The organism is Streptomyces sp. NBC_01264 (genome assembly GCF_026340675.1).
GTDB lineage: Bacteria > Actinomycetota > Actinomycetes > Streptomycetales > Streptomycetaceae > Streptomyces.
On record NZ_JAPEOX010000001.1, the window covers coordinates 4,805,392 to 4,818,762 of the forward strand.

Annotated in this window: 13 protein-coding genes; 8 read left to right on the forward strand and 5 right to left on the reverse strand. The window is 71.7% G+C overall.

Annotated features, from left to right (window positions below):
• The first annotated feature begins 116 nt into the window (after window positions 1-116).
• Entirely contained in the window at window positions 117-518 is a 402-nt protein-coding gene (locus OG435_RS22260) for a TOBE domain-containing protein (protein ID WP_266879032.1), read from the forward strand.
• A gap of 21 nt (window positions 519-539) precedes the next feature.
• On the opposite strand, the gene OG435_RS22265 is transcribed toward OG435_RS22260, so the two are convergent.
• Complete coding sequence (locus OG435_RS22265) at window positions 540-2,018, reverse strand: helix-turn-helix domain-containing protein (RefSeq protein WP_266879034.1); 1,479 nt, start codon at window positions 2,016-2,018, stop codon at window positions 540-542.
• Between the two features lie 222 nt (window positions 2,019-2,240).
• Here OG435_RS22265 and OG435_RS22270 point away from each other — a divergent pair, with 222 nt between their 5' ends.
• The 3 genes from OG435_RS22270 to OG435_RS22280 all read left to right on the forward strand — a co-directional run bounded on the left by OG435_RS22270 (window position 2,241) and on the right by OG435_RS22280 (window position 6,477).
• A complete protein-coding gene (locus OG435_RS22270; RefSeq protein WP_266879036.1) occupies window positions 2,241-3,077 on the forward strand; it encodes an FAD binding domain-containing protein in 837 nt (278 codons plus the stop codon).
• Window positions 3,074-5,884 carry a molybdopterin-dependent oxidoreductase gene (locus OG435_RS22275; protein WP_266879038.1) on the forward strand — a complete coding sequence of 937 codons (2,811 nt, stop codon included), beginning with the start codon at window positions 3,074-3,076 and terminating at the stop codon, window positions 5,882-5,884. Before OG435_RS22270 ends, OG435_RS22275 begins: the two co-directional genes overlap by 4 nt.
• A 116-nt stretch (window positions 5,885-6,000) precedes the next feature.
• A complete protein-coding gene (locus OG435_RS22280) occupies window positions 6,001-6,477 on the forward strand; it encodes a molybdopterin-dependent oxidoreductase (RefSeq protein WP_266879040.1) in 477 nt (158 codons plus the stop codon).
• A 186-nt stretch (window positions 6,478-6,663) separates the two neighbouring features.
• Here OG435_RS22280 and OG435_RS22285 read toward each other — a convergent pair whose 3' ends face one another.
• Window positions 6,664-7,476 (reverse strand): VOC family protein, encoded by an 813-nt coding sequence (locus OG435_RS22285; protein ID WP_266879042.1) that lies wholly within the window; start codon window positions 7,474-7,476, stop codon window positions 6,664-6,666.
• 108 nt (window positions 7,477-7,584) lie between these two features.
• On the opposite strand from OG435_RS22285, the gene OG435_RS22290 reads away from it, so the two are divergent.
• Both OG435_RS22290 and OG435_RS22295 read left to right on the forward strand, forming a co-directional pair.
• Window positions 7,585-8,229, forward strand: a complete 645-nt coding sequence (locus tag OG435_RS22290; RefSeq protein WP_266879044.1) for an HhH-GPD-type base excision DNA repair protein — start codon at window positions 7,585-7,587, stop codon at window positions 8,227-8,229.
• A 90-nt stretch (window positions 8,230-8,319) separates the two neighbouring features.
• Window positions 8,320-8,796, forward strand: a complete 477-nt coding sequence (locus tag OG435_RS22295; RefSeq protein ID WP_266879046.1) for a cupin domain-containing protein — start codon at window positions 8,320-8,322, stop codon at window positions 8,794-8,796.
• On the opposite strand, the gene opcA is transcribed toward OG435_RS22295, so the two are convergent.
• Window positions 8,742-9,677: a glucose-6-phosphate dehydrogenase assembly protein OpcA gene (gene opcA / locus OG435_RS22300; protein ID WP_266879048.1), complete on the reverse strand. Its 936-nt coding sequence runs from the start codon at window positions 9,675-9,677 to the stop codon at window positions 8,742-8,744. The two genes, OG435_RS22295 and opcA, sit on opposite strands and share 55 nt — an antisense overlap.
• A 54-nt stretch (window positions 9,678-9,731) precedes the next feature.
• The gene (locus OG435_RS22305; protein ID WP_266879050.1) at window positions 9,732-11,315 is read right to left on the reverse strand and encodes a helicase HerA-like domain-containing protein; all 1,584 of its coding nucleotides are present in this window, start codon (window positions 11,313-11,315) and stop codon (window positions 9,732-9,734) included.
• A gap of 88 nt (window positions 11,316-11,403) precedes the next feature.
• Between OG435_RS22305 and OG435_RS22310 the strand changes: the two genes are divergently transcribed.
• Together OG435_RS22310 and OG435_RS22315 are read left to right on the forward strand one after the other, a co-directional pair.
• On the forward strand, window positions 11,404-11,700 hold the full coding sequence (locus tag OG435_RS22310; RefSeq protein WP_266879051.1) for a type II toxin-antitoxin system VapB family antitoxin: 297 nt from the start codon (window positions 11,404-11,406) through the stop codon (window positions 11,698-11,700).
• 124 nt (window positions 11,701-11,824) lie between these two features.
• Window positions 11,825-12,469 (forward strand): LytR C-terminal domain-containing protein, encoded by a 645-nt coding sequence (locus tag OG435_RS22315; RefSeq protein WP_266879053.1) that lies wholly within the window; start codon window positions 11,825-11,827, stop codon window positions 12,467-12,469.
• An 82-nt stretch (window positions 12,470-12,551) separates the two neighbouring features.
• Here the strand turns inward: OG435_RS22315 and upp are convergent, their stop codons facing one another.
• Complete coding sequence (gene upp / locus OG435_RS22320) at window positions 12,552-13,187, reverse strand: uracil phosphoribosyltransferase (protein WP_266879055.1); 636 nt, start codon at window positions 13,185-13,187, stop codon at window positions 12,552-12,554.
• Window positions 13,188-13,371 lie beyond the last annotated feature (184 nt).

Sequence of the window (13,371 nt, forward strand, 5' to 3'; positions counted from 1 at the left end):
CACGTTTCCGGTCGCTCCTACGACGCTACGCCCCTTGACCTCTTTGCCCCGTTAGATGAATTTTGCACCCACCCGGACGGGCCCGCCGGGCCCGGGCGCGCCACTAGGCTGCGCGCGTGCCTTCGTACTCGATGGGGCAGGCCGCCGGCCTGCTGTGCGTGAGCCCCGAAACCGTCCGCCGCTGGGCCGACGGGGAGCGGCTGCCCGCCCTGCGAGCGCCCGACGGGGGGCGGACCGTCGACGGGGTGGCCCTCGCCGCCTTCGCCAAGGAGCGGGCCGCCGGGCTGCATCCGGTGCCGGAGAAGGCCCCCGCCACCTCCGTGCGCAACTCCTTCGCCGGGATCGTCACCGCCGTCCGGGTCGACGAGGTCGCGGCCCGGGTCGAGATCCAGTCGGGCCCGCACCGCTTGGTCTCCGTGGTGACCCGGGAGTCGGTCGAGGAGCTCGGCATCGCGGTCGGGGTCATCGTGACGGCCCGGGTGAAGTCCACGGACGTGCACATCGACCTGGCGTTCTAGACCCCGCCCGGCGGGCCGGCCCTAGCAGCGCAGGGCCGCGTACAGGTCCAGCTTGTGGTCGAGGCGGGACAGGTCGCGGCCGGTCAGGGCCTCCACGCGCTCGATCCGGTAGTGGACCGTGTTCACGTGCAGGTGCAGCGCCTCCGCCGTACGCGTCCACGAGCAGTTGTTCGCGAGGAACACCTCCAGCGTCTCGCGCAGCATCCCGTCCCCGAGCGAGCCCAGCGTCCGCGCCCCGAACACGCCGCGGACCTCCGGCGGGACCCCCGACAGCAGTTCGGCCAGGGTGTCCAGCTGCTCGACCCCGCGGACCGCGACCTGCGCGTCCGCGGCTGTCAGCGCGAAGCGCGCCTGGCACAGTGACGCGCCCAGCCCCTCGGCCGAGGCCGTCCGCGCGCCCACGCCGAGCCGCAGGTCGCTCCCCGGTTCGGCGCACGCCTGGAGCAGCGGCCACACCGCGCGCAGCCGGTCGGCGAGATCGTCGGTGGCGGCCGCCGCCTCGGGGGAGGCGGCCCCGTCCGGGCCCTCGTAGAGCACCGCCCCGCCCGGACCCGCCGCCCACCGGGCGCCCTCCAGGTGCCCCAGCGCCTCCGCCAGCGCGTCCCCGTCGGTCGCCGTCACCACGCGGTACGGGCCCCCGGCGGGCAGTCCGGCCACCTGGAGGGCGGCGCCGACGAGATCCGGTTCGGCACCGTCCGCCACCAGGGCGAGCAGGTCCCGGCCGGCGGCCCGGCGCGCGGCCACCCGGCGGGCCCGGCCGTCGCGGTACTGCGCGAACACCTCGGCGATCTCGTGGAGCACCCGCGGCGGCGCCGCGTCGGCGTCCGGGACGTGCAGCAGCCAGGCGTCGTACGGGGAGCTCTCGCTCTCGACTCCCAGCGAGACCCCGCCCTTCGCGGCGGAGGCGGCCCGCCGCGCCGGGATCGGGGGCGCCGAGGGGGTACGGGCCACCGTGCGGCCGCTCGCGGTCAGCAGGTAGCAGGGCAGTCGGCCCAGGTGCGCGCACGCCCGGTCCAGCAGCTCCGCCGGCCCGGCCCCGCCCTCCAGGAGCCGGCTGAGCTCGCTGCGCACGTTCTCGGGGAGCGCGAAGTGCCGGGTGGGGCGCCTGCTGAGATCGCCCCACTGGCGCAGGTACACCGCTTCGGTGACGGCCCGGAAGCTGGTCTGCGCGGGCACCGCCACGAGCGGCATCCGGTGGGCCCGGCAGGCGGCGACGAGCTCCTCGGGCACCCCTCCGTGGGTCTCCTCGCCGGCCAGCAGCGCCCGCGCTCCGGCGTCGGCGAGGGCCGCGACGAACCGGTCGGTCCTGGCGGCGGCCGACGCCCCCGGACGCCACCACACGAGGCCGCTGAGCACGAGCTCCCCGGGACCCAGGAACCGGCCCGGGTCCTCCAGGTCGGTGGCGGTCACCCCGCTGACCTCCTGGCCGAGAAGGGACTGCTCGCCCCACAGCAGGGTGAGGCCGAGGTTGTCGGACTGGAGTAGGTCGAGGACGTGCATGGCGGGGACTCCTTGCGGCGGGTGGCAGCCCACAATCGCGAGGCGAATATGAGAGTTACCATGGTAAATGCAAGGGCAACACCTCGAACAACCTCTTGGATGATCCACCAGGGACGCCCCGTCGGCCCTGGTGTTTTTCCGTGCCGGGGACCAGTCGTCCCGGTGCCCGGCCCGTTGTTTCACTGGCTGGAGTACGAGACGACGACGGAAGGATGGCGGGAAATGGATCTCAATACGGTGCTCGACGTACGCGACGCACGCCGCCGCGAACCCTGGCGACCGGGTGACGCCTGGCTCGGTGGCGGGACGTACCTCTTCTCCGAGCCCCAGCCCCACGTCCGCCGTCTCGTCGACCTCTCCCGGATGGGCTGGCCGCCCCTGTCCTGGCAGCCCGACGGCTCCCTGGACATCGCCGCCACCTGCACCGTCACCGAGCTGTCCCGCTTCGGCCGGACCCTGCCCGCCACGGCCGCGCCGCTGTTCGAACAGTGCTGCCGGGCCTTCCTCGCCAGCTTCAAGATCTGGAACATGGCGACCGTCGGCGGCAACCTCTGCAACGGCCTGCCCGCCGGCCCGATGATCTCCCTCACCGCCGCCCTCGACGGCACCGTCCTCCTCCAGGGCCAGGACGGCGCCACCCGCCGCGTGCCCGTCACCGACTTCATCCGCGGAGCCGGCGTCAAGGACCTGCGCGACGGCGAGCTGCTGCGCTCGGTGCGGCTGCCCGCCCGCGCCCTGGACTCCCGTACGGCCTTCCGGCAGGCCTCCCTCTACGGTCTCGGCCGCTCCGGCGCCCTCGTCATCGGCGCCCACGACCCCCAGGACGGCTCGCTCGCCGTCACGGTCTCGGCGGCCACCACCCGCCCCTTCCGCTTCTGGTTCGCGCTGCCGCCGACGGCGGACGGGCTGCGCCGGGCGATCGACGACACGGTCCGGCCCGACGAGTGGTACGACGACATCCACGGACTGCCCGCCTGGCGGCGCCACATGGGCCTGCTCCTGGCGGAAGAGGTCCGCCGCGAACTGACGGGCGAGGACGCTCCGGAGGAACTGCGATGACCATCAGCGGCAGCGACAACGCCGGCGCCAGCGGCTACGAGATCGACATCAACCAACAGCGTTTCACCGAGGAGCCCCGCGCCGGCCAGTGCCTGCGCACCTACCTCCGCGAGCGCGGCTGGTTCGGCGTGAAGAAGGGCTGCGACCAGGGCGACTGCGGCGCCTGCACCGTCCACGTCGACGGGCAGCCCGTCCACAGCTGCCTCTACCCGGCCGTCCGCGCCGAGGGCCGCTCCGTCACCACCGTCGAGGGACTGTGCTCGCCCGGCGGCGAACTGCATTCCGTCCAGCAGCAGTTCCTCGATGCCCAGGGCTTCCAGTGCGGCTTCTGCACCGCCGGATTCCTGATGACCACCTCCGCCCTCCGGGCCGAGCAGGGCACCGCGCACGACGACGGCAAGCTCGACGACCTGCCCCGCGCCTTCAAGGGCAACATCTGCCGCTGTACGGGCTACCGCGCCATCGAGGACGCCGTGCGCGGCGTGAAGCACGTCGAAACCCCCGAGGCGGGCCAGGCCGTGGGCAAGTCCCTCGGCGCGCCGGCCGGCCCGCAGGTGGTCACGGGCACGGCCCGCTACACCTTCGACGTCGAGGTGCCCGGGCTGCTCCACATGAAGCTGCTGCGCTCCCCGCACCCGCACGCCCGGATCGTCTCCATCGACACCACCGACGCCCTCCAGGTCCCCGGTGTGCACGCGGTCCTCACCCACCACGACGCCCCCGACCGCCTGTACTCGAGCGCCCGCCACGAGCACCCGGCCGAGGACCCGATGGACACCCGGGTCCTGGACGACGTGGTCCGCTTCGTCGGCCAGCGCGTGGCGGCCGTCGTCGCCGACTCCGAGCAGGCCGCCGAGGAGGGCTGCCGCCGCGTGGTGGTCACGTACGAGGAACTCCCGTACGTCATCGACCCGGAGGAGGCGATGCTGCCCGGCGCGCCCGTCCTCCACCCCAAGGGACCCGAGTCGGGCATCTTCCGCGCCGAGAACAACGTGTGCGGCGAGGTCCACAACACCCTTGGAGACATGGAGAAGGGGTACGCGGAGGCGGACGTGGTCTACGAGGAGACCTTCCGGACGCAGCGCGTGCAGCACGCCAGCCTGGAGACCCACGGCAGCGTCGCGTACTTCGAGCCGAAGGAGGAGGGGGACGGCGAGCGCATCACCGTCCGCTCCTCCACCCAGGCGCCGTTCCTGACCCGGCGGGCGCTGTGCGCCCTCTACGACCTGAACGAGGACGAGGTCCGCGTGGTAGCGGGCCGGGTGGGCGGCGGGTTCGGCGGCAAGCAGGAGATGCTGACCGAGGACATCGTGGTCCTCGCCGCCCTGAAGCTGCGCCGCCCGGTGAAACTCGAATTCACCCGGGCCGAGCAGTTCTACGGCACCACCACCCGCCACCCCTTCAAGATCACCGTCAAGATCGGGGCCAAGGCCGACGGCACCCTCACCGCGCTGCGCATCCGCGTGGTCTCCAACACCGGCGCCTACGGCAACCACGGCCCGGCCGTCATGTTCCACAGCGTCGGCGAGTCCTTCGCGGTGTACAAGGCGCCGAACAAGGAGGTCGAGGCGTACTCCGTCTACACCAACGGCGTGCCCGCGGGCGCCTTCCGCGGCTACGGGCTGGGGCAGGTCCTCTTCGCCGTCGAATCCGTCATGGACGAGCTCGCCGTCCGGCTCGGCATGGACCCGCTCGAACTGCGCGAGAAGAACGTCATCGGCCCGGGCGACCACATGGTGACCCCGATCGGCCACGAGGAGGACCTCTTCATCGCCTCGTACGGGATGAAGCAGTGCATGGACGTCGTCCGCAAGGCCATCGCCGAGGACCGCAGCCACGAGGACGTTCCCGAGGGCTGGCTCACCGGCACGGGCACGGCGGTCGCCATGATCGCGACCGGTCCGCCCGGCGGCCACTACGCCGACGCCCGGATCAGCCTGCTGCGGGACGGCACGTACGACATCGCGGTGGGCACGGCCGAGTTCGGCAACGGCACCACCACCGTCCACAAGCAGATCACCGCCGGCGCGCTGAACACCACGGTCGACCGGATCGCGGTCCGCCAGTCGGACACGGACGTGGTCCGCCACGACACCGGAGCCTTCGGCTCGGCCGGCACGGTGGTGGCGGGCAAGGCCGTGATGCTGGCCGCCGACTCCCTCGCGGAGCGCCTCAAGAGCTTCGCGGCCCGCCACACCGGCGTGGCGCGGCACCTGTGCACGCCGGGGGCCGAGGCCTTCGACTGCGCGGGCCGGACCGTCACCCTCAAGGAGCTGTACGAGGCCGCGTACGACAAGGGCAGGCTCGACGAGATCGCCGCCGACGGCCACTGGGGCGGCTCCCCGCGCTCGGTGGCCTTCAACGCCCAGTGGTTCCGCCTCGCGGTCGACCCCGGCACGGGCGAGATGAAGATCCTGCGCAGCGTCCACGCGGCGGACGCGGGCAAGGTCATGAACCCGATGCAGTGCCGCGGCCAGGTCGAGGGCGGCGTGGCCCAGGCCCTGGGAGCCACCCTCTTCGAGACCGTACGGGTGGACGAGCGCGGGGAGGTCACCACGGCCGCCTTCCGCCGCTACCGCCTCCCGCAGTACGCGGACGTCCCGCGCACGGAGGTCCACTTCATGGAGACCTCCGACTCGATCGGCCCCCTCGGCGCCAAGTCCATGTCCGAGAGCCCCTTCAACCCGGTGGGCCCCGCCTTCGCCAACGCGCTCCGGGACGCGACGGGGATCCGTTTCACGGAACTGCCGGTGACGCGGGACGTGGTCTGGCAGAAGATCGACGAGGCCCGGGGCCGACGCCCCTGACGCTCGCTCCATCTGCCAGGCAGATACGACCAAAATCGGCATAGTTGCGGCTCATATCATGGCACCAACCTTGCAGATGAGGTTCTGGCGGGCATCGCGCCGGGCATGAGTGAGCCATGGCCGAACTCATGCTGCACAGAGACCTGGACCACCCGGCGACGCTCAGCGTCGCGGACCTGCGGGACTGGGCACAGCACCGTGCCGCGGTCACCTTCGACTGCGCGACGAACGGTCCGCAGCACCACGTGTTCGAGGGCCCGCTGCTCCGGGAGGTCGTCTCGGACGCCGGCCCGGCCTTCGACGCCCGCCGCCGCAAGGACCGTTCGCGGTTCCTGCTCGCCGTGACCGGCGGGGACGGACACCATTCGATGCTGTCCTGGGCCGAGCTGGACGCCGACTTCGGCGCGAGCCCGGTGCTGCTGGCGACCCGCCTCGACGGTGAGGACCTCGACCGGGCGGGTGCGCAGCTGGTGGTCCCTTCGGACCGGTGCGGGGCGCGCTACGTCAGCGCGGTCACGCACGTGTGGTTCGGCGCGCTGGCGCCGCCGAGCCTGGGCCTGGGCAGGGGCCTGGGTGTGCGGGTGGGTGTGTAGATCTCCAGGTTCCTGTCACACCCGTGCGGCGGCGCGGGTCAGTGCCTGGTCCTCTACTACACCGGCGCGGTGGTCACCGTGGCCCGGGCCCGGGCCTATGCCCACACCCCCTTCCCGGTGATCCACCTGGCCCCGGTCGTCGCCGCCTTCGCACTCGGCTTCGCCGCCTGAGGGTCCGTACGCCCGTCAGGCGAACTTCGGCATCTCGCCGACCGTCTTCGCCACGTCGATCACGGCGAAGGCGGCGCCCTGCGGGTCCGTCACGGCCGCGAAGCGCCCGAAGGGGCTGTCCATCGGGCCGAAGTGCAGCTTGCCGCCGTGGGCCTGGGTCTTCGCGACCGCCTCGTCGCAGTCCGGGACGGCGAAGTACACCTGGACGTACGAGGGGATCTCGGGCGGGAAGTCGGTGCCCATGTTCATCCGGCCCAGCACCGGGTTCTCCGGGCCGCCCAGGCTGAAGACCTTGAAGTCCATCCCGGCCATCTCGGGGTCGTCGCCGGCGTCCATCTGCTTGCCTTCGTACGGGAAGACCTGCGGGAGGAACGCGTCCGGCTTGGCCACGTCGCGCGAGAAGAACTCGGCCCAGCAGTACGCGCCCGGCTCGCCGGTCTTCTCGAAGCCCTTGTGGTCGCCGGGCTGCCAGACGCCGAAGACGGCGCCGCTCGGCTCCTTGGCGATGGCCATCGTGCCGAAGGAGCCGACCTGCATCGGCTCCATCAGGACCTCGCCGCCGGCCGCCTTGATCTTCGCGGCCGTGGCCGTCGCATCGGGCGAGGCGAGGTAGAGACACCACTGCGACTGGCCCTCCGCCCCCGGCATCGGCGGCACCACGGCCGCGACGGCCTTGCCGTCGGAGTAGGCCTGCGTGTAGTTCCCGTACTCGCTGCTGGACTCCCCGAAGGTCCAGCCCAGCACATCGGCGTAGAAGGTCTTCGCGCCCTCCAGATCGGAGAACATCGCGTCCACCCAGCAGGGCGCGCCTTCCGTGAACTCAGCCATGATCGATCGACTCCTGTGTCGTGTACGACGTGACCCGTCTCGGTACTCACGCTAGGCGCGGGCTCTGACAACCGCGCGGGGAGCACGGCCGCGCGGCACCCTGGGGTCATGGACGACAAGAACGAGGTCGACAAGAACACGGTCGGCAAGAACAAGAGCGTCACCATCCGGCTCGCCCAGCAGCCGGAGGCGGACGAGCTGCTCGGGCGCAGCCCGCTCGCCGCGCTGGTCGGGATGCTGCTGGACCAGCAGGTACCCATGGAATGGGCGTTCTCGGGGCCCTGGACGATCGCCCGGCGCCTGGGCTCCGACGACCTGGACGCGCACGCGATCGCCGCCTACGACCCGGAGGCCTTCGCCGCACTGCTCTCCGAGAAGCCGGCCGTGCACCGCTACCCGGGGTCGATGGCGAAGCGGGTGCAGCAGCTGTGCGCGTACCTGGTGGAGCACTACGGAGGGGACGCGGCGGCGGTGTGGGCCGACGCGGGTACCGGCGCCGAGCTGCTGGCCCGGCTGCGGGCGCTGCCCGGATTCGGGGAGCAGAAGGCGCAGATCTTCCTGGCGCTGCTCGGCAAGCGGTTCGGGGTGCGGCCGCGCGGCTGGCGCGAGGCGGCCGGCGGGTACGGGCCGGCGAACGTCTACCGGTCGGCGGCCGACATCACCGGCCCGGAATCGCTGGCCAAGGTGCGGGCCCACAAGCAGGAGGCGAAGGCCGCCGCGAAGGCCGGGAAGGCGGCCGGCGCGAAGGCCTGAAAAGCGGCCACCAGCGGTTCCAGGAAACGGAATTGACGATTCGGGCGAGTGCCGCGCCGGTTGTCAGACCCTGCCCCTAAGCTCGTGATCATGACTGAGAACCTGACGCGCGCCGCTTCCGCCGAGATCATCTCCGACGGTCCCGGCAGCCTGATCACGCTGCTCACCGACACCGCCGAGCTCACCTGCAACACGGCCACCTTCGAGGTCGGCGCGGCGGGCGCCCCGGTGCACTTCCACACCAAGGCGACCGAGTTCTTCCACGTGACGGACGGCACGCTCGACGTCCTGCTCGGCGACGAGATACACACCCTGACCAAGGGCGACTTCCTCGCCGTGCCCCCCGGCGTGAAGCACGCCTTCGCGCCGGCCGCCGACAGCACCGCCGAGGTGTTCGTCGGCTTCACCCCCGGCATGGGCCGCTTCGACTACTACCGGCTGCTCGGCCGGGTCCGGGCCGGCGAGGCCACGGTGCAGGACATCATCGACAGCCAGCCCGTCTACGACAACCACTACGCGGAGAGCGACGCCTGGGCCGGCCGCCTGAAGCGCAGCGCCGAAGCGTAGATCTCGTCGGCGTCGAGCCGTCGCAGTTCCTCCGCTATCAGCTCGGCACTGCTGCGGATCTTCAGCGCCACCTTGCGGTCGGGGCTGCCCGGCAGGAGCAGGGTGGCCAGGACCCCGTCCGGGCGGTCCACGCGGATCTCCCCGGCCGAGGTCGTCAGCCGGACCCGGGTGATGACCGGGCCCCCGGTCGCCACGCGTTCCACGGGCACGCCGAGCCGGTCCTCCAGCCAGCGGGCCAGCAGCTCGGAGCTGGCGTTGCCGGGCTCGCTCTCCACCGAGGCGCCCGTCACCGGGAGCGGCTTCTGGTCCAGGGCGGCGGCCAGCAGCGAACGCCACGGAGTGAGCCGGGTCCAGGCCAGATCGGTGTCCCCGGGCACGTAGGCGCCGGCCCGGGCGTCGAGCGCGGCGACCGGGTCGGCGGCCGCCTCGGCATCCGTGATCCGGCGCTGCGCGAGCGCGCCCAGCGGATCCCGGGCGGGCGCGTCCGGGGCGTCGGCGGGCCACCAGGCCACCACGGGCGCGTCCGGCACCAGCAGCGGGAGCACCACGGAGCCCGCGTGCTCGGTGAGCGCCCCGTGCAGCCGGAGCAGCACGATCTCCCCGGACCCGGCGTCCGCGCCGACCCGCAGCTCGGCGTCGAGCCGGTGCTGACGCAGCCGGTGCGAGCCCCGTGCGGTGCGCTTGATCACCGCGATGATCCGGCAGGGGTGCTCGCGCGAGGCCTCGGAGGCCGCGCGGACGGCGTCGTAGGCGTTCTCCTCGTCCGTGACGACGAGGAGGTTGAGCACGAGCCCCATCGTGGGGCTCCCGACGGCCCGTCGCGCGTCGAGCAGGGCCCGGTTGACCTTGCTGGAGGTCGTATCGGTGAGTTCGGTCCGCATGCTCCGAGTCTCGCAGGCCCGACGGGGCCTCAGGTACGGATCCCCCGTGCGGGGTCAGCGGCGCCGCCTGGCCGTGCCGAAGATGGACCGGGAGATCTCGCGGCCCAGTTGGGTACCGATCGACCGGGCCAGCGAGCGGAAGAGCCCGCTGCCCACCACCTGCTCCGCCAGCGAGGGATCTGGCTTCGGCGCGGCCTTCGCGGCCGCCTTCGCCTGCTTCTCCGCCTCCGCCGCGGCCGCCGCCGCCTCGGCTTCCGCCTCCGCCGCCGCCTGCTCGGCGGAGATCTTCTCGTACGCCGATTCCCGGTCGATGGGCTCCGCGTACCGCGAGTAGAGCAGCGAGGACTTCACCGCCTGGTCGAGCGCGGCCGCGTCGATCGGCCCCATCAGCGACTGCGGGGCCCGCAGCCGGGTCGCCGCGACCGGTGTCGGCGCGCCGTTCTCGCTGAGCACCGTGATCACGGCCTCGCCCGTGCCCAGCTGGGTCAGCAGCTCCTCCAGGTCGTAGGCGGAGTTCGGGAAGGTCTTCACCGTCGCCTTCAGCGCCTTCGCGTCGTCCGGGGTGAAGGCGCGCAGCGCGTGCTGCACCCGGTTGCCGAGCTGCGCCAGCACGTCGGCCGGCACGTCCTTGGGGGTTTGGGTGACGAAGAAGACGCCGATGCCCTTGGAACGGATCAGCCGGACCGTCTGCGTGATGGCTTCGAGGAAGGCCTTCGAGGCCCCGTTGAACAGCAGGTGCGCCTCGTCGAAGAAGAAGACCAGCTTGGGCTTCTCCAGATCGCCGACTTCCGGAAGATCGGTGTACAGGTCCGCAAGCAGCCACATCAGGAAGGTGGAGAAGAGCTGCGGTTTGTCCTGCACCGCCGGGAGCTCCAGTACGGAGACCAGGCCGCGCCCGTCCGCCGCCGTCCGCAGGAATTCGCTGGTGTCGAATTCGGGCTCGCCGAAGAATTCCGCCGCCCCCTGCTGTTCGAAGGCGGTGAGCGCCCGAAGAATCACTCCGGCGGTCACCGTGGAGAGTCCGCCGATGCCCTTGAGCTCGGGCTTCCCCTTGTCCGAGACGAGGAAGGCGACGACGGCCCGCAGGTCCTTGAGGTCGATCAGCTCCAGGCCCTTGGTATCGGCGTAGTGGAAGATCAGCCCCAGCGACTGCTCCTGCGTCTGGTTGAGCTGGAGCACCTTGGACATCAGCACCGGGCCGAAGCTCGTCACGGTGGACCGGAGGGGGATTCCGGGTCCGATCCCGCCCAGCGAGTAGAACTCGCTGGGAAATCCTGCGCCCTCCCATTCCTGGGCCACGTCCTTGGCGCGTTCGCCGATCTTCTCGTTGGCCGTGCCGGGCGCGGAGATCCCCGAGACATCGCCCTTGATGTCCGCGAGGAAGACCGGAACGCCGTTGGCCGACAGCTGCTCGGCGATCAGCTGCAGCGTCTTGGTCTTGCCGGTCCCGGTGGCGCCCGCGACCAGTCCGTGCCGGTTGAGCATCGACAGCGGGATCCGGATCTGGTGCTCCGGCAGGCAGGCCCCGTCCCAGAGCAGGGCTCCCAGATCGAGCGCGGGTCCGGTGAAGGCGTACCCCGTGGCGATCTGGCCGGCGGGGGACGCGGCAGGGGATGCGGAGTCGGTGCTCTGGCTCATATATCACTCCCGAATTAGCACTATCTGCCACCTTTGCACCGTCATCGCAAGGCTGCGCCCCTGGGCCCTTGCCCGGTAGGCTTTCCGTGTGATCTTCAAGCGCATCGGAAATAGGCGGCCGTACCCCGACCACGGCAGGGAAACCACCCGGCAGTGGTCGGATGTCGCCCCGCGCCCGGTCCGGCTCGACCAGCTTGTGACCACCAAGGGCCAGCTCGACCTCGAAACGCTGCTCGCCGAGGATTCGACCTTCTACGGGGACCTCTTCGCCCACGTCGTGAAGTGGCAGGGCGACCTGTACCTGGAGGACGGTCTGCACCGCGCCGTCCGCGCCGCGCTCCAGCAGCGCCAGGTCCTGCACGCGCGCGTCCTCGAACTGGGCTGACGGGCTGGGCTGACGGGCCCCTCCCGGTTGTCTGATAGGTCCCGGTTGCGCCTTTCGGGTCAGGCTTGCCCTATGAACAGATGATTCAGTGGGCATCGGCAGCGCTCGGCATTACGCTGCGCACATGAGCATGCTCACTCCCCCTGGCATGGGCGGAAAGTACAAGGTCACGGGAGCGGCTTACCCCCGCATGACCCGCCCTCGACGCCGTCGCCGGATCGTCCTCGTGGTGCTCGGATCGATCATCGGGCTCGCCCTGATCGCTTACGGGGCCGTGCAGCTCATCGACGTGTTCGGCGGTGACGCGGACAAACGCAAGACCGCCGCCGCGGCCAAGGACTGCGCCACCCCCGCCCCCAAGGCGGGCTCCACCGCCTCCGCCGCGCCGCAGGTCGTGCTCCCGCCGCCCGCAGGCATCACGGTCAACGTCTACAACGCGACCCCGCGCGCGGGCCTGGCCAAGGCCGTGGGTGATGAGCTCAAGAGCCGCGGCTTCGCCATCGGCAAGGTCGGCAACGCCCCCGCCCACTTCGACAAGAAGGTCCCGGGCGCCGGGATACTGGTCGGCTCGCCGCAGACGGACAAGGCCGCCTTCTCCGTCCTGGGCACCAACCTCGCCGGCGCCACCCAGCAGACCGACGCCCGCGAGAGCGCGGACATCGACCTGATCCTGGGCGACGCCTTCAAGGAGCTCACGCCGAAGGCCGACGCGGACAAGGCCCTCGCCGTCCTGGCCAACCCCCGGCCCGCGCCCGCCAAGAAGTGCTGACCTGGCGACCTGCTGACCTGCTGACCTCATGAAGAAGCCCGGCCTCCCCCAAGGGGGGCCGGGCTTCCTCGCGGTCGCGCCGCTACTCCGCCGAGCCGTACATGCGGTCGCCCGCGTCGCCCAGTCCCGGCACGATGTAGCCCTGCTCGTTGAGCCGCTCGTCCACCGCGGCCGTCACCACCGTCACCGGCGTGCCCGCCAGCTCGCGCTCCATGACCTCGACGCCCTCGGGCGCGGCCAGCAGCACCACCGCGGTCACGTCGTCCGCACCGCGCTTGATGAGCTCCCTGATCGCCGCGACCAGCGTGCCGCCGGTGGCGAGCATCGGGTCCACCACGTAGACCTGGCGGCCCGAGAGGTCCTCCGGCATGCGCGTCGCGTACGTGGAGGCCTCCAGGGTCTCCTCGTTGCGGACCATGCCGAGGAAGCCCACCTCGGCGGTCGGCAGCAGCCGCACCATGCCGTCGAGCATGCCGAGACCGGCGCGCAGGATCGGTACGACCAGCGGCCGCGGGTAGGAGAGCTTCACGCCGGTGGTCGGGCCGACCGGGGTGACGATGTCGGCCTGCTCGGTGCGCACGTCCCGGGTGGCCTCGTACGCGAGCAGGGTCACCAGCTCGTCGGCGAGGCGCCGGAAGGTGGGGGAGTCGGTGCGCTTGTCGCGCAGAGTGGTGAGTTTGTGCGCCACCAAGGGGTGATCCACGACCAGCAAACGCACAACATCCTCCAAGACTCGGCTGCCGCAGCGAAAGCTGCGACCTGCGACGCCGCTACCTGCGAAAACGGCCGCAAACGCGCGACCCACACCCAAAAGGCTACGCGCTGCGCCCACCGCTTCGCGCCCGATGCGGCGACCGCGCCCGGGAAACCCCTGGAGATGCGGCCCGCCCGGACCCCCAGCA